Origin of the sequence: Legionella steigerwaltii, from assembly GCF_001468065.1 — a bacterium.
In the GTDB taxonomy this organism is placed as follows: domain Bacteria; phylum Pseudomonadota; class Gammaproteobacteria; order Legionellales; family Legionellaceae; genus Legionella; species Legionella steigerwaltii.
Genome location: NZ_LNYZ01000007.1, coordinates 132,811 through 150,177, shown reverse-complemented (window position 1 = coordinate 150,177; position 17,367 = coordinate 132,811). Strand labels below are relative to the sequence as shown.

The window sequence follows — 17,367 nt, the reverse complement described above, 5'->3', positions numbered from 1 at the left end:
ACTCATCTCAACAAATTGATTTAGTCAAAAGCGCGTAGAATATCACATAAAATCAATAACTTTTAGACGCCAGGGTAATATTATAAGTCACGCTACAACTTTTTGTTCCATTAGGAATCTTTTGGATCAATTGAATTTTAGTATTTGTATACCCGCAGGCTACCCAAATTTCTTGTTTATCAAATGACCAAGTTAACTTTTTTACTTTTGATACTTCATTATCAGGAGCTAGGCTTGCATGTTCTTTAGGATGTCCAGAATAAAATGTGATGCGATCAAAATGATGAGTACTATTCCAGTCATCCTGGAATGCCTCCCATGCCTTTATTTCATGCTGTAATGACTGATTCGTTTGAATGGTTTCTGGGCAATGTATTGTAGTTGCAGATGCTGAATTACAAAAGACAACTAATCCCAAAAAGAAGTTGATGCAAGTAAAAACTTTCATGAATTGTCCTTCAGGTAGTTTACTTAGTATAACATGCTGGTTTTTGTGGCTAAAGATCGCCCACTCTCTAGCCCAGTTGTCTTTGTGCCATCTCTCGCAATGTGTTGCGATCAATCTTTCCAGTGAAACCATAAGGTAGTTGACCTATAATAATGATTTGATATGGACGTTTGCTGATAGGTAGTGACGCATGCGCAAAATCCATCAATGTTTGTGGGGTCAATTGCTTCTCTTTAATTTTAAGTACGACATAGACAATAATTTTGTCATCGTTTACTTTATTTTTATTGGGTAATGCAATTGCAGCGGCTTCCTTAACGGCATAATGCTGATAAAAGATGTTTTCAATCTCCATAGGAGAGATAAGTTCCTTTCCGCAACGAATAATATCTACCTTACGACTTACGAACCAGTAGTATCCTTCCTCATCTCGATAAGCTAAATCTCCTGTATGTAACCAGCCGTTTTTTATCGTTGTTTTTGTTAAAGCAGGATTTTGCCAATAACCGGAACACATACTCTCACCACGAACAATAATTTCTCCCGTTTGATTTGCTTTTAAAATGAGATTACCTTGTTCATCAATTAAGCGCATTTCCATCCCTTCTATAGGAAATCCAATCGAACCGGTTTTCTTTTTTCCATAAGGAGGATTCATAGAATAGATTTGCAGTTCAGACATACCGCAACCTTCAGTAATTTCGGCATGAAACAAGAGATTAAATTTTTTCTGCAGTGAAACAGGTGTTGCATCTCCAGCAGAAAAACAAAAGTCAAGTGTGTTGATTTCATAACCTAAAGATTCTGCATGATTAATGAGCTCAAGATAAAGCTTAGGAAAACCATAGATTTTTGTAATCCCATACGAGTGAAGTTTTGCTAACGCATCTTCAGGAGAAAAGCTGGGCAATAACACAACAGTCGCGCCTACTGCATGAAAAGGTAAAATTTGTGACCCTAAACCAATCAAATAACATACTGGAAACATCACCAGTGTTTGATCGGTATGATTTATCTGAATTTGTCTGATCTGATTTCCTGTGCCTTGACTGAGGCTATAATGACTGTGTACAACTACTTTGGGTAGGCCTGTGGTCCCAGATGTAAAAAAGATCAGAGCAGGTTCTTTCGACTCGATTGTAATGTTAGGAATAGTCGATGTTGCTCTAGATAGTAGTAATTCTTGGAAGCTCTTAACTCCGGAATAGTTGGTTGATTCTGAGGTGAGATAACATTCATCAATTTCTTTTAATATTTTTTTATCATTTAATAGCTGCTTATAATAATCCGAAGTAGTTATAAAAATACGGGCTTTACTCTGTTCCAGTACGTAATGAATTAGTTCATTGTTAAATTGAATGTTCACTGGAACTGCTATAGCGCCTATCATAAAACAGGCATAGTAACATAAAACGATTTCAATGCTGTTTGGTAAAAGAAACGCAACGCGGTCTCCTTGTGAGATCCCTTTTGCTAAAAACGAAACGGCCAGATGATGAGTTAATTCATACAACTTCTTATAGGTATAACTTTGTTGATCAATAATCAAGGCAATTTTATCAGGAAATTGTTCTGCTGATTTAGCGAGTAATGTGTTTAATTGGTACATAAAAAATCCCCAAGGTTGGTAGGCTATCAAATCATTCAGTAGTTGTAGCCTGGGTGCAGTGCAGCGGAACCCGGGAATAATGTATCACCGATCCTGGGTTCCGCTGCGCTGCACCCAGGCTACATTATTTATTTGGGCTTAATACAAATTTAGTGCTTACAATCTATAATAGAATTCATTTATCTGGCAATGCATACGCATAAAATTATGCCAAGTTTGTTCAATGTCTGGTATTATCCGTGCATGGCAGACAAAAAGAGTAAGAGGGTATTGTGATTGTTATTACCGGCGGAGGAAGTGGGATAGGACGATCATTAGCTTTTTCTTTGGCAAAACGAGATCAAACTGTCTTAATCATAGGAAGAAGAGAGAAGTTATTGCAAGAAACAGCAGATTTTTCTACAAACATCCAATATATTTGCGCTGATGTGTCAACACCTGAAGGTTTAGAATCAATCAAAAATAGTTTGCATGATGTGAATCACGTTAGTGCGCTGGTCAATAATGCAGGAACCTTAAATCCTTTGGTTCCCATAAAGGATATTGATCCTAAAGACTGGCATCATGCTTTAAATACAAATTTGAATGCGGCTCTTTTTCTTCCACAAATGATATACGATAAATTGATTAACGGCCGTGTCTTAAATATAGGCTCTGGGGCTGCCCATTTTGCGATCAGAGGCTGGACTGCATATTGTGTGTCTAAAGCTGCTTTATCCATGCTGACTAAATGTTGGCAACTGGAGTCTGATTCAGTTGCTTTTGCCAATGTAATGCCAGGGATTATTGATACAAATATGCAAGCGATTGCTCGAAGCAAGGACAATCCTGATTATGAGCGGATTAGCTTTTATAAGCGCTTGAAAGAGGAGCACCGTTTGGTGTCACCTGATACGGTCGCAGAATTCTTAACTTGGCTTTTATTGGATGTGGACAAGCAAACCTATGTCTCTAAAGAATGGGATATCTATGATACTAAACATCATAAAGCTTGGCTCAAGCCACCTCATCAAGTTCTTCATTGGGATTTTTAATGTTTGCGTGCGAAAAATTGTTATTAAATGCAACTACTATTGATGCTCAGGGAAATCAGTTATTGCAGCAGGCGATTGCAATTAAAAATGGCCTCATAGCTTGGTGTGGACCACAGACAGAATTGCCTACACAATTTCTTGAGGCTTCGCATACAGAAGACTGTCAAGGACAATTGATTACTCCGGGACTAATCGATTGCCATACGCATTTGGTATATGCCGGGGACCGTGCCACCGAATTTCAAATGAAATTGGCTGGGGTTAGTTATGCTGAAATTGCCAAGGCGGGGGGCGGCATATTATCTACAGTACATCAGACTCGCGCTGCTTCAGAAGAAGAGTTACTCAAACAATCTTTACCAAGAATTCTTGCTTTATGCGCAGATGGTGTGAGTACCGTTGAGATTAAATCAGGTTATGGATTGGATTTGGCTAGTGAGTTGAAAATGCTGCGGGTAGCCAAACGTTTGGGGGAGTTAACAGGATTAAGGGTTAGAAAAACATTCCTTGGCGCACATGCAATAGGCCCTGAGTTTCAAGGAAACAGCCAAGCATATGTTGATGTTCTTTGTCAGGAAATGCTGCCTGCATTATGCGAAGAAAATTTAGTCGATGCAGTGGATGTCTTTTGCGAGACTATTGCTTTTTCACTGAAACAAACAGAGCAAATTTTTAGTGCTGCTCGTCAATTAAATCTACCTGTAAAATGCCATGCTGAACAGTTATCCAATCTTGGAGCAAGTCAACTTGCAGCAGAGTTTGCTGCCTTATCTTGTGACCACCTGGAGTTTCTTGATGAGAAGGGCGCATATGCTATGGCAAAAGCAAACACAGTTGCTGTTTTGCTTCCTGGTGCTTATTACTTTCTGCGTGAAAAACAAAAACCTCCCGTAGATCTATTGCGCCGGTCTGGAGTAGGAATGGCAATTGCTACAGATTGTAATCCTGGATCATCGCCAACTACTTCATTACGTTTGATGATGAGCATGGCCTGTCAACTTTTTTCATTATCTGTTCCTGAAGCCTTGATGTCAGTTACCAGCCATGCTGCAAGAGCATTAGGTTTACAAAATGAACTTGGATCAATTGATAAAGGAATGAAAGCCGATTTGGTATGGTGGTCTGTAGGTGACAGTGCGGCTCTTTGTTATTATTTTGCTTATCCCTTACCTCATCGTATGATGATTGCAGGGGAGTGGGTTTCTCCAAAGGACAACTATTAGGAATAAAATATGCTGAAATCACTAAAAATAATTCTATCTATATATATTATTACATGTTCTTTTGCTGTTTGTGCGGTAACCCCAGTATCAGTTAAAAAAGAAACACCTGCTTATATTATTGATGTCAAATACCCACAGGGATTTAACGATCCGCGTATCAATGCTGCGGTGCAAGCGTTTATTGAAAAAACTAAAAAAAGTTTTCTTAAAGAAATTGATCTTGATAAGGATACTCCCGCTGATGCACCAGGAAAAACAGGTTTAAATGTCACTTATTCCCTGCCTTATAAAACAAAAAAGGCCTTGAGTGTATCTTTTAATATTTCTATTTATCATCGTGGAGCAGCACATCCCTCAAATACTGTAGCAGTATTGAATTTCATCAATGGTAGCCAGGTTGAATTATCTGATTTATTTCGTCCTGAAGTAAATTATTTAAAACCTATTGCTAGTTTCTCTAATAAAAAAATCAGTGGAAAAGGCTTTTCAGACCAAAAATGGATTGATGAGGGAACTAAGCCCATAGACAAAAACTATAAAATCTGGTCATTTTCATCCCAAGGAATAAATATCATTTTCGATACCTACCAAGTTGCTGCATATGTATATGGACCACAGACTGTAAAAATACCTTTATCACAGATTTCTTCTTTAATTAAGCCTGAAGTAATGCGCAGTGTTTGGGGTCGTTAATGGCTGATACTCCTTTTATAGCTGCCGATAAAAAGGTAGCTGAACTTACTTTTCGAGTTGTTCTGCTTGCCATAATACTTACTGTATTGTTGGCAATGTCCAATGCATATCTTGCGTTGAAATTAGGGATATTAACTTCGGCATCAATTCCTGCTGCAATTATTTCTATGGGGGTTTTGCGCTTTTTTAAAAACTCCACCATTCTCGAAAATAATGCAGTACAAACCGCAGCTTCTGCTGGTGAGGCTGTTGCTGGTGGGATTGTTTATACTATTCCTGCATTGATTATTATTGGCTATTGGAATCATTTTGGTTACCTAACTAATTTTTTTATTGCGGTTTGTGGTGGCATTTTGGGAGTATTGTTCTCCATTCCGCTGCGTCGTATTTTGGTTCATGATCCATCTTTAAAATTTCCAGAAGGACGAGCAATTGCAGAGGTTTTGAAATCGTCTGTTGAAAAAACAGGCATCAAAGACATATTAATTGGTGGAGCTGTGGGGGGACTCATTGAATTATTCCAAACTGGATTTAAAGTAATCGCTAATAGTTGGGGTTATTGGTTTGTGATCAAGCGATCTCTATTTGGTCTTGGTGCTGGCTTTTCCGCTACGATGATAGGTGCTGGTTATCTAGTTGGCCATGATATGGCAATCAGTATTTTTTTGGGAGCAGTGATATCCTGGTTAGTCGCGTTACCGATAGTCAGTCAATTTTATCCTGATTTTGTAAATCAGTATCCTGCAGAGCAAGCCGCATCCTTTTTATGGAATAGTGAGATGCGTTACCTTGGAATAGGGGCTATGTTGTTTGCAGGTGTGTGGACTTTTTTAAAATTAGTTAGACCACTGTCCAGAAGTATTCAAACGTCACTGAAATCCTTTATGTTTAAAGATAAAAACACTATTAAACTGTTGCGGACAGATCAGGACATCCCTTTACCTTATATTTTGATAGGTACAGGTGCTTTAGCGGCAATCTTGTTTCTCTTTTTCCAGCTTGTTCTGCCTTTACCACAAGTGGGATTAGATAATGAATATTCACCAACCCTAATTTTTCTTGCTGTTATTTATGTCTTGTTTATAGGATTTATTTTTTCAGTTATTACGGCCTATTTTTCGGGTATGGTTGGTGTTACGGCCAGTCCTGGTAGTTCTGTTGTTATTTCAGGGATGCTATTTGCTGCATGGTTGTTATTGGTCGCTGTTGATCATTTGTTGCCTTTACCTCTAAAGGCAGAACAAATCCAGGCAGCTGAGGCAATTACAATCATGATTGGAGCAGTAGTAACCGGAATAGCTGCGATTGCCAATGATAACACTCAAGATCTCAAAGTGGGGCAACTGGTGGGTGCGACCCCATGGAAACAACAACTGATGTTGTTGCTTGGGGTAGTGATTTCTTCATTGGTTATTCCTCCAGTAATGCAGTTGTTGTTTAATGTGTATGGAATTGCTGGAGTAATGCCTCATGAGGGTATGGATATAAGTCAGTCTTTGCCTGCACCAACAGCGGCTTTAATGGCAGCGATTACTGAAGCTGTGTTTAGAAATTCATTACCATGGACCATAATGTTGGTTGGATCTGCAATTATTCTGATGATTGTTTTCCTCAATTATTTTTTTCGATTAAGTCGTTATTTAAATTTATCTATTTTAGGGGTTGCGATAGGAATGTATTTACCGCTTTCCTCTTCGTTTCCACTTTTTATTGGCGGCATGATTGCATTGTTTGTAAAAAAACGTTTAAAACGTAGAGTCCATGTTAAAGAAGAAGCAATAATCTGCAAACAAAAAGGGACTCTTATTGCCTGTGGGTTAGTTGCAGGATCTGCAATTATGGATGTATTGCTTGCAATTCCTTTTTCCATTTTTCAAAGTCCAGATGCGTTGCAAATAGTCGGGCCAGATTGGAAAAACATCGGTGTTTATTTGGGAGTTTTAACCACTTTATTACTTGCTTGGTGGATCAATCATAGGGTTGTTGGGAAAGTAAACGATTCAATCTCATAATTTCGTAGCCTGGGTGAAGCGAAGCGGAATCCGGAAAATCATTGTATGAATCACCCCGGGTTTCGGTCTTTCGGACCTACACCCAGGCTACAGGATTGATCACTAGAGTTGAATCTTCTGTCTACAGTGATGCGACCCTGGCTTTGTGCTGTAACAGTTTTTCTTTAGTTTGCTGTGCTTGTGCTAATTTTTCCTGTTCTTTAGCGATAATTTCTGCCGGTGCTTTATCAGTAAATTTAGGATTATTTAGTTTGCCTTCAGCAAGACTAATGTCTTTATCCAGCTTGGCTAGTTCTTTTGTTAAACGTGCCAACTCAGCTTCTTTATCAATCAAATCAGCCATTGGAATAAGTAATTCGATTTCACCTAATACAGCAGTTGCAGAAACAGGTGCTTTCTCATCTGTTCCCAGGTAATGGATATGACTTAATTTACTGAGTGCTTTTAAAGTATGTTGATATTTTTCCACTCTATCTTTAAGTACTGGTGTCGCGTTACGAATATAAATTGGGATCAGTTTGGCTGGTGAAATAGACATTTCACTACGTATGGTACGTATCGCTTGAATTGCAGATTTTACCCATTCTAATTCTTCTTCGACAACATCATTAATGAACTCCGAATTTACTTGCGGGTAAGTACTGGTCATAATGCTAGTACCATCCTCACTTGTTAGCTTCATTGTACGTTGCCAAATTTCTTCGGTAATGAAGGGCATTAAAGGATGCAGCATTTTAAGAATTTGATCCAGAACATGAATCAATGTTCTACGAGTGCCTCGTTTCAAAGCGCTCAGTGCGTGCTCGTCTTGTAATACAGGTTTAGATAATTCTAAATACCAGTCACAATATTCATGCCAGACAAATTCATAAATCGCGCTTGATAATAAGTCGAATCTGTAGGTTTCAAAATAATGATGAACTTTGCTAATGGTGCGTTGCAAGCGTGATAAAATCCACTGATCTGCTGGGGTATATTGAAATGCTCCATCATCGAAATCCATTACATCTTCATCCGTGTTAAGCAATACATAACGAGCAGCATTCCATAGTTTATTACAAAAATTACGATACCCTTCAACGCGTCCTATATCAAAGCGTACATTACGTCCTGTAGATGCAAGAGAGCAATAAGTAAAACGAAGGGCGTCTGTTCCATATGCGCTAATGCCTTCAGGGAATTCTTTACGGGTGTTTTTAATGATTTGGTCACGAACCGATGACAACATTAAATTTGACGTTCTTTTTGCAATTAAGGATTCGAGATCAATTCCATCAACGATATCTAGAGGATCAAGCACATTACCTTTAGATTTGGACATTTTATGTCCTTCACTGTCTCGGATTAAGCCAGTAATAAAAACTTCTTTAAATGGAATTTTTCCAGTAAATTTCAAGCCCATCATGATCATTCGGGCGACCCAGAAAAAGATAATATCAAAGCCAGTAACTAGGACGGAGGTTGGGTAGAATTGTTCTAATTCTGGAGTTCTTTCAGGCCAGCCTAGGGTTGAAAAAGGCCAAAGCGCAGAGGAAAACCAAGTATCCAGAACATCTTCATCCTGTTTTAAGGTAGTTGAATCTTTAATTTTATATTTAAAACGAACATCATTTTCACTGTAACCTACATAAACACTGCCATTACTGTCATACCAGGCGGGTATTCGATGCCCCCACCATAATTGACGGCTAATACACCAGTCTTCAATGTTATCCATCCATTGAAAATAGGTTTTGCTCCACGTTTCCGGAATGAATCGAATTTCGCCATTTTTTACAGCAGCTATTGCTGGTTCAGCCAACGGTTGGGTTTTGACGTACCATTGATCCGTTAACAGAGGTTCAATAATGGCATTCGATTTCTCTCCGCGAGGTACTTTTAGCTTATGCGGTTCCGTTTTAACTAATAGTCCAGCCTCATCAAGATCTTTAACAATTTGTTCACGAGCCACGAATCGATCCATGCCTTGATATTTTAAAGGCGCATTCTTATTAATGGAGGCTTTTTTAGTTAAGATGTTAATCACTGGAAGCGTATGGCGTTTGCCTACTTCATGATCGTTAAAATCATGAGCAGGTGTAATTTTAACGCAGCCGCTGCCAAATTCTTTATCTACGTATTCATCAGCGATAATGGGGATGGTTCGTTCACACAGCGGGAGATGAACCTGTTGTCCAATAAGATGTTTGAAGCGCGAATCTTCGGGATGTACCGCAACTGCTGTGTCTCCTAACATAGTTTCAGGGCGCGTTGTAGCTACAATAAGTGACTCAGTTGAGTTTACAACTGGGTAGCGAATATGCCAGAGAAAACCATCTTCTTCTTCAGAAAGTACTTCAAGATCAGATACAGCAGTACCTAATTTAGGATCCCAATTGACTAAACGGGTTCCACGATAGATAAGTCCTTCATCATAAAGTTGTACAAATACTTTCTGGACGGCAGCTGAAAGTCCTTCATCCATAGTAAACCGTTCACGATTCCAATCTACTGAAGCGCCTAAACGTCGCATTTGTTGGGTTATGGTATTACCCGATTCATTTTTCCATTGCCAAACTCGCTCTAAAAATTGTTCACGAGTAAGATCTTTTCTGGAGATTCCTGACGCTTCGAGCTGACGTTCAACAACAAGTTGCGTTGAAATACCTGCGTGGTCCGTGCCAGGTTGCCATAGAGTTCTATCACCTAACATGCGATGATAACGAGTTAACGCATCCATAATGGTATGCTGAAAACCATGCCCCATATGCAGGCTACCAGTGACGTTAGGAGGAGGGAGCATTATGCAATATCTTTGACCGTCACCATGAGGTTGGAAATAATGATGATTTTCCCAATTCTTATAGCATGCTTTTTCAATTGCTTCAGGGGAATAGACTTTATCCATGATTAAACCTGTACTGATAAAAAGACGAAATATTATCACAAATTCAACCATAAGTTGAGCTATAGGGACAACAGTGCTAGGTGTTTTTTGGATTTAATGTAGGCTGTGCTGTTAAGTCCAGCGTTTAATGTTGTTTCTGCACAATTCTTCGTTTGAGATGAAATCGCTGGGCTTAACACCCAGCCTACGATTTTTGGTTGTTTCAATTTTTAATGTTTTTGCTCCGGTACTTGTACATCAGGAATTTTTGCTTCATCGAACTGAGGTTCAGGTTTCTTAGAGCGATGATCTTCTGCAATGTAAGTATATAAAGTAGGCACTACAAACAGAGTGAACCCTGTTCCGATCAACAAACCTGTTGCAATAACTAATCCTATATCAAAACGACTTACGGCTCCCGCACCACTGGCAATGAGCAATGGGAGCACGCCAAATACCATCGCAGCAGTAGTCATGAGAATAGGTCTTAATCGAATTCCAGCTGCTTCTTCTACTGCGGCTCGTTTATCCAGGTTTTTCTCACGTTGTAAATGGTTGGCAAAATCAACGATCAAAATTCCATGTTTGGAGATTAATCCAATTAGGGTAATCAGGCCTACCTGAGTGTAAATATTGATACTTGCTAGTCCTAAATTAAGGGGAATTAATGCTCCGCAGATGGACATAGGCACGCTGATTAAAACAATTAAAGGATCACGAAAACTTTCATATTGAGCAGAAAGTACTAAGAAGATAATAACGATTGCAAAGACGAATGCAAACAACAAGGCGCTTCCTTCTTGCATAAACTGTCTTGATTCGCCACCGTAGTCGTAGGCGAAGCCTTTGGGCAATGTTTCGTTAGCTGCATCTTGCAAAAACCGCAGGCCTTCTCCTAGTGTTTTTCCAGGCATCATTACTGCCTGAATGGTCGCTGAATTCATTTGTTGGAAATGTGAAGCTGCATTAGGTGCAGTTTTTTCCACAGCGGTCACAACAGTTGAAAGAGGAACCATAGTTCCGTTAATACTTTTAACATATATTTGCCCGAGTTGTTCAGGGTTCATGCGAAATGAGCGACTTAATTGGGGAATGACTTGGTAACTACGCCCCTCAAGGTTAAAGTAATTGACGTAATTACCTGATAAAGCACTAGTTAAGCTGCTTCCTACTGCTTGCATGTCTAATCCCATTTCTGAAGCTTTAGAACGATTAATGTCCAGTATAATTTGTGGCTTATTAAATTTTAATGAATTATCTACATAAATAAATAAACCACTTTTACGCGCTTTATCAGCTAGCTTATTGGAAACATCGAATAAGCTCTGAAAGTCATTTGTTGTTTTGATGACGAATTGTACAGGCGTACCGCCTCCACCTCCAGGAAGAGGAGGTGGAACGATTGAAAAGGCATTTAAACCTGCGACTTGTGATAACTTCTCTTGCAGAGGTTGTTTTAATGCAAACTGGCTTTTACTGCGTTGATTCCATGGTTTCAATACCATTCCCGAAATGGTTTGGCTGCTGTTGTTTACGGTGAAATAATTTTCTGTTTCAGGAAAACTTTTATAAATTTCATCAAATGGTTTGGTGAAGGACTCAATATAATTAAGTGTCGCAAATTGAGGGATCATTGCCATGACGAAAAAGAAGCCCTGATCCTCATCGGGGGCTGTTTCCGCTGAAGTATGTGTGTAGAGAAAAGGCAACATAAGGATAACAACTGCTGCAAAAAACAACACAATTACTCGGGTGTTTAACAAGCTGTGTAATGCATTTTGATATTTCAATTTAAGTTTATTGAAAAAATTATCGAGAAAATGAACAAACTTGCCACTACTGATATCTTTGGATAACACCCTTGAGCACATCATGGGAGAGAGTGTTAAGGCAATGATCCCGGAAATGATTACTGCGCTGGCTAAAGTAAATGCAAATTCTTTGAATAAGGCGCCAGTCAGCCCACCCATAAATCCAATAGGTGCATAAACTGCAGCAAGTGTAATGGTCATTGCAATGACTGGAGTGGCTATTTCACGAGCCCCAATTAATGCGGCTTCAAAAGGAGTCTTTCCTTCCTCTATGTGGCGATGGACGTTTTCTACAACAACAATGGCATCATCGACAACTAAACCAATGGCTAAGACAAAAGCAAGTAGGGTCAGTAAATTAATACTATATCCTAACATAAGCATCAGGGTGCATACGCCAACTAATGAGAGAGGAATAGTGACAATTGGAATGAATACGGAGCGGATTGAACCTAAGAATAAGAAAATAACTACGATAACAATAAGGCCCGCTTCAATAATGGTATGGGTCACCTCATCTAGAGAAGCTCTAATAAAGGCTGTTGCATCATAGACTATTGTTCCAGTTAGAGATGGTGGAAATTCTTTGATTATTGAAGGCAGTATTTTCCTTACCTCACTGATTACCGTCAGAGGATTCGCTGTGGGTGTCGGAGTAATGGAGATAAATACAGCTTTTTTTCCGTTAAATGTAACAGAGGTATCATAATCTTGTGAGCCTAATTCAATTTTGCCAACATCACGTAAGCGAACTATAGACCCTTTGTCACTTTTAACAATCAAATTACTAAATTGTGTTGCATCGTTAAGATCTGTTTTTGCCGTGATGCTGATTGCGACGTATTCGCCTTTAGTATTGCCTGCTGCAGTCAAAAAATTATTTTTCGCAAGTACAGCTGATACATCCGAGGGTGAAACACCTAGCGCGGCCATTTTCATGGGGTCGAGAAAAATTCGCATGGAGTAGGTTGCGCCGCCTAAGATTTCCGCTTTAGCAACTCCATCTACTGTTTGTAGTTGCGGCTGCACGACACGGGTTGCATAATCGGTAATTTGCTGAGGCGTCATTTCAGTACTGTCCAAACTGATGTACATCAATGCAGTTGAACTATCGGATGTTTTCAATATAACCGGTTGTTGGGATTCTTTAGGCAATTGATTTAGGGTTTGTTGGACTTTACTCATCACATCAGTAAAGGCTACTTGTGGGTCGAAGTTTAATTTAATATTTAGAGTAATCGTGCTTAGACCCTGCGTACTTGAAGAGGTCATATAATCAATCCCTTCCGCACTGGCAACCGCCTTTTCGAGAGGAGAGGTTATGAATCCCGCAATAAGATCAGCATCTGCTCCTGGATAGCCCGTCATAATGGTAATTACTGTATTGTCCATACGAGGGTATTGGCGAATTTGCATGTTATAGATTGCGTTCATACCAAAAAGAAAAATGAGCAGACTAATTACCATGGCAAGTACGGGCCGTTTGATAAAAAGATCGGTAAATTTCATAACTTTTCCTGATTAAATAATTTTGTAAATAAGATATTTCATATTAAAAACGTAGCTTTGATGTTTTGTAGCCTGGGTGCAGCGCAGCGTAACCCGGGATTTTCTGCACAGATACCCCGGGTTACGGCTTGCGCCTCCACCCAGGCTACGATTCAACATGATTTTTATTGTCCTAGGAGATCCGGATTGCTCACTTCATTTAGTTTGACCTCATTATTGATTACAACAGGTGTACCATTTTGTAATTTTATTTCCCCGGCGCTCACAACTAATTGTCCTGGTTTAACTCCTTTTTTGATGACGGTATAATTTCCATGCTGCTCACCCGTGCTGACGAAGACACGTTTGACAGTAAGCAGATCAGAACCGTCTGGGTTTTTCTTACCCTCTGCATTTTTCTCAATAATGTAAACGGCATTACCGTATAAGCTATAGGAAATAGCTGTTGAAGGAACAATAACTGTGTTGGGTTCCGCAGGTTGACTGATTTCAATCGAAGCAAACATTCCTGGTACAAACGTAAAATTACGAATTTTATTTTTGCTGTTTAAATCGGTATCGCAGGTGACAATTCGTTTATTTCCCATAGGTTCTTTTCGTATTTTCACTAATGGTGAGTTTTCAGGATCTTTAATGGCTGACGTAGGACAATTAGCAAGCGTACCTTGAACTAACATATTGTGTGTGTTGAGATCTACTTTGGAGTTAATCGCAGTTACTTTGGCCTCAAAAAGCGCATTAGGAAAACCTTCTACAGAAAATGTAATGGTTTGATTAGGCCGAATACGTTTATAAAGTTGCTCTGGAAGATAAAACTCCAAGTACAATGGATCAAGTGATTGCAAAGAAACAATAGTTGTTTGTCCGGGACTGATAAATTGGCCTAGGTTAACTTGTCGTATACCTAATTTTCCAGCAAAGGGTGCAGTGATATGCTTTTGCTTGATTTGTGCTTGCGTTTGTTCTAGCTTTGCTTGGGCTTGTCCGAGATTTGCTTTGGCTTCATCAACATTTGAAATGGGCGAAGCTCCTCGCTTATATAAATCATTTTGTCGTTGGTAACTTAAGTTTTTTAAAGTGAGTTCGGCCTGGTTAAATTTTAATATCGCTTGATCCACGCTGTCATCAATAGTAATTAACGGCGCATCTTTATCAACATATTGTCCTGATTCAAAATCAATTTTTACGACATTACCAGATGCTTGAGAACTTACATCCACCCCATTAAGAGCAACGAAATTACCCACTGCATTGATGGTCGGCTGCCAATCTACAGCTTTAGCAACAGCAGAAGCGACAGAAACGGCAGGGGGTTGATAGCTTGCAAAGAAACGTTTAATTAATATTGCTTTGATCAAGTTAAAAGCAATGATCCCACCGAAAACAATCAGTAAGACTACCCCCATGATGATCATTCGCTTTTTCATTATGCTCCCCTGAAATGCTACAAAAAACGGTAAATTTTAAAACCCGCCAAATATACCATGAAAGATGAATATTATTACCCTTATTGCGCTTATAAGTTTCAATTTTATTTATTTCATGGTTATAAAAATATCCTATTGACTAAATACAACACTTTGCTACTATGCAGCTTTAATAAAAATCAAAGGAGAAACCATGAAGTTGAAGTCCTTGTTATTTGCTCTTTGTTTTAGCTTAATTGGTCAAGCTTTTGCAGCAAATGCACATTTGCATCCAAAGGCTACTGAAGCTGATAAAAATAATAAACCTGCTGGTAAATCAATGATGTATCCAGGTTATTGTGAAATTGAAATCATCAATAACAGTATTGACAATGTTCGTGTATACGGTTCTTTTGATGATGCTAGTCCATTAGAGCCTTTTACAATATTTTATTATGATGCACCTCATTACATCAGCCTGTACTACTATGGATACTGTCATTCTGGCATGAACCTTATGATCCAAGGTCCTTACGGAACTATTTATTCTGGTTGGACTAATGTAAATAGTACTGTACGCATTGTTAATTACCTGAACAAAGGTATTAAGAGCGAAAAAGTTGAAGTTACAGCTAAGAAGTAAGTAGTTTATAAAAATAAGTATTAACTTATTTACTGATAGGGAAGTTGCATGTACTTGCACCTTCCCTTTTTTTATGTTTCAGGAGTTGTTCATGAAGCGTTTAATCCCTTGTCTTATATTAGTAGTACCTTTTCTTACGTCATGCGATATTAACGATCCCGAATATTATGATGCCGGTTATTATCACTCCGTTCCTCCACGAGCTGAAATTTATGGTTACGATGAACGTCCACATGACTATCGCCATCCTTCTCGTCATCATCGTGGTCATAACACAACATATGTAGCCCCTAATCAAGCTAAAGTGCATGAGCATGGTAATCAGGAGCATGGACATAAGAAGCATCATGAGCAAGTGGTTGTGACTGATAAAAATAAGAACAAAGACCACAAACATGATAAAGTCCATATGATAAAGAAAAAAATCGGATGGTGAATCCGGTAAACAGTCCTAGGCTCATATTCACAATTCGTAACCCGTTAAATTTTGTGGTAATCTTATGACGTTTTTTCTTTAGGGAGTTTTTGGATGTGTAACTCACTTAAAATGTTGTTTGTGGGACTTTTATCTATACTTATCATAGCGTGTGTTGCTTCTCCTGGTACTGAAAGTACAGGGGAGTTTTTGGATAGTTCAACGACTACTACTAAGGTAAAAGCAACATTAGTGAATCAATTAGGGCGTACAGGTTTAGCAGTACAAGTTAAGACCTTTAAAGATGAAGTGCAACTCAGTGGTTTTGTTGCTACTCCTAGATTGAAGCAAAGAGCAGGGATTATTGCCGCGAACGTGGATGGTGTTAGAAAGGTTCGTAATGACATCATCGTTAGACCTTAACTATTTTCCCAAGGATTACTCATGTTTGACCAAAGCTATACCATAGAGAATTTTGATGATGAATTATTTCAAGCTATTGTTGATGAACAAAATCGGCAAGAAGAGCATATAGAACTAATTGCATCAGAAAATTATGTGAGCCCACGTGTTCTGGAGGCTCAAGGTTCTGTATTAACAAATAAATATGCTGAGGGATATCCTGGGAAGCGTTATTATGGCGGATGCGAGTATGTTGATGTTGCTGAAGAGTTAGCAATTGCTCGCGCAAAAAAACTTTTTTCTGCAGATTATGTCAATGTACAACCTCATTCTGGTTCACAAGCTAATGCTGCGGTAATGATGGCTCTATTAGCACCTGGTGATGTTGTTTTAGGGATGGCATTACCCCATGGAGGTCATTTAACTCATGGCTCCAAAGTTAATTTTTCAGGTAAGCTTTATGAAGCGATTCCATATGGTGTTGATACACAAACCGGTTTAATTGATTATGACGTTTTGGAACAATTGGCTCTTGAGCATAAACCTAAATTGATTATCGCGGGATTTTCTGCTTATTCGCGTATTCTTGATTGGCCACGATTCAGGGCAATAGCAGATAAAGTAGGTGCTTACTTGATGGCAGATGTTGCTCATGTTGCTGGTTTGATTGCTGTAGGTCTTTATCCTTCCCCAGTTCCTTATGCTGATGTAGTGACCACAACTACTCATAAAACACTCAGAGGACCGCGAGGGGGAATGATTTTATGCCGTGCTAATGAAGAAATAGAGAAAAAATTAAATTCTTCTGTTTTTCCTGGCAGCCAAGGCGGACCATTAATGCATGTAATCGCAGCTAAAGCGGTTTCTTTTGCAGAAGCGCTGTTACCTGAATTTAAAGACTATCAACAACAAGTATTATTGAATGCTAAGACCATGGCTTCTGTGCTTATGAGTCGTGGTTATAAAATTGTTTCTGGTGGCACGGATAACCATTTATTATTGGTTGATCTAATTGATAAAAATATCACAGGTAAAGATGCAGATGCGGCTTTAGATAAAGCAAATATCACTGTGAATAAAAATACTGTGCCTAATGATCCTCGTTCTCCTTTTGTAACCAGTGGCTTACGTTTAGGGACACCAGCAGTTACAACCAGGGGATTTAAAGAGAAAGAAATAACGCTTTTGACCAATTGGATAGCTGACATTCTTGATGATATTAACAATGAAACGACTATAGCAAAAGTTAAAGAACAAGTGTTGCTTTTGTGTCGTGAGTTTCCGGTTTATAAATAA

General features: G+C 38.9%; 13 protein-coding genes. 8 read left to right on the top strand and 5 right to left on the bottom strand.

Annotation, left to right across the window (positions count from 1 at the left end; genetic code table 11):
• Positions 1–52: 52 nt before the first annotated feature.
• Both Lstg_RS05340 and Lstg_RS05335 read right to left on the bottom strand, forming a co-directional pair.
• Positions 53–448, bottom strand: coding sequence for an STY0301 family protein (locus Lstg_RS05340; protein ID WP_058476630.1), 396 nt, complete (start codon positions 446–448; stop codon positions 53–55).
• A gap of 67 nt (positions 449–515) precedes the next feature.
• Positions 516–2,057, bottom strand: coding sequence for a class I adenylate-forming enzyme family protein (locus Lstg_RS05335; RefSeq protein ID WP_058476629.1), 1,542 nt, complete (start codon positions 2,055–2,057; stop codon positions 516–518).
• Between the two features lie 272 nt (positions 2,058–2,329).
• Between Lstg_RS05335 and Lstg_RS05330 the strand changes: the two genes are divergently transcribed.
• From Lstg_RS05330 to Lstg_RS05315, 4 genes are read left to right on the top strand one after another with little or no spacing between them, the layout of a single operon-like run.
• Positions 2,330–3,091 carry an SDR family NAD(P)-dependent oxidoreductase gene (locus Lstg_RS05330; RefSeq protein WP_058476628.1) on the top strand — a complete coding sequence of 254 codons (762 nt, stop codon included), beginning with the start codon at positions 2,330–2,332 and terminating at the stop codon, positions 3,089–3,091.
• Positions 3,091–4,314, top strand: coding sequence for an imidazolonepropionase (gene hutI, locus Lstg_RS05325; protein ID WP_058476627.1), 1,224 nt, complete (start codon positions 3,091–3,093; stop codon positions 4,312–4,314). The genes Lstg_RS05330 and hutI overlap by 1 nt, the downstream gene beginning before the upstream one ends.
• A gap of 9 nt (positions 4,315–4,323) precedes the next feature.
• On the top strand, positions 4,324–5,007 hold the full coding sequence (locus tag Lstg_RS05320; protein ID WP_058476626.1) for a DUF3298 and DUF4163 domain-containing protein: 684 nt from the start codon (positions 4,324–4,326) through the stop codon (positions 5,005–5,007).
• Entirely contained in the window at positions 5,007–7,019 is a 2,013-nt protein-coding gene (locus Lstg_RS05315; RefSeq protein ID WP_058476625.1) for an OPT family oligopeptide transporter, read from the top strand. The genes Lstg_RS05320 and Lstg_RS05315 overlap by 1 nt, the downstream gene beginning before the upstream one ends.
• Positions 7,020–7,140: 121 nt before the next feature.
• Here the strand turns inward: Lstg_RS05315 and Lstg_RS05310 are convergent, their stop codons facing one another.
• The 3 genes from Lstg_RS05310 to Lstg_RS05300 all read right to left on the bottom strand — a co-directional run bounded on the left by Lstg_RS05310 (position 7,141) and on the right by Lstg_RS05300 (position 14,632).
• Positions 7,141–9,906 (bottom strand): valine--tRNA ligase, encoded by a 2,766-nt coding sequence (locus Lstg_RS05310; protein WP_058476624.1) that lies wholly within the window; start codon positions 9,904–9,906, stop codon positions 7,141–7,143.
• Between the two features lie 209 nt (positions 9,907–10,115).
• The gene (locus Lstg_RS05305; protein ID WP_058476623.1) at positions 10,116–13,205 is read right to left on the bottom strand and encodes an efflux RND transporter permease subunit; all 3,090 of its coding nucleotides are present in this window, start codon (positions 13,203–13,205) and stop codon (positions 10,116–10,118) included.
• A gap of 164 nt (positions 13,206–13,369) precedes the next feature.
• On the bottom strand, positions 13,370–14,632 hold the full coding sequence (locus Lstg_RS05300) for an efflux RND transporter periplasmic adaptor subunit (protein WP_058476622.1): 1,263 nt from the start codon (positions 14,630–14,632) through the stop codon (positions 13,370–13,372).
• A gap of 193 nt (positions 14,633–14,825) precedes the next feature.
• Between Lstg_RS05300 and Lstg_RS05295 the strand changes: the two genes are divergently transcribed.
• The 4 genes from Lstg_RS05295 (at position 14,826) to glyA (ending at position 17,367) form a co-directional block, all read left to right on the top strand.
• Entirely contained in the window at positions 14,826–15,254 is a 429-nt protein-coding gene (locus Lstg_RS05295) for a hypothetical protein (protein ID WP_058476621.1), read from the top strand.
• 91 nt (positions 15,255–15,345) lie between these two features.
• Positions 15,346–15,690, top strand: a complete 345-nt coding sequence (locus tag Lstg_RS05290; RefSeq protein ID WP_058476620.1) for a hypothetical protein — start codon at positions 15,346–15,348, stop codon at positions 15,688–15,690.
• A 93-nt stretch (positions 15,691–15,783) separates the two neighbouring features.
• Complete coding sequence (locus tag Lstg_RS05285) at positions 15,784–16,092, top strand: BON domain-containing protein (protein ID WP_058476619.1); 309 nt, start codon at positions 15,784–15,786, stop codon at positions 16,090–16,092.
• Between the two features lie 21 nt (positions 16,093–16,113).
• A complete protein-coding gene (gene glyA, locus Lstg_RS05280) occupies positions 16,114–17,367 on the top strand; it encodes a serine hydroxymethyltransferase (protein ID WP_058476618.1) in 1,254 nt (417 codons plus the stop codon).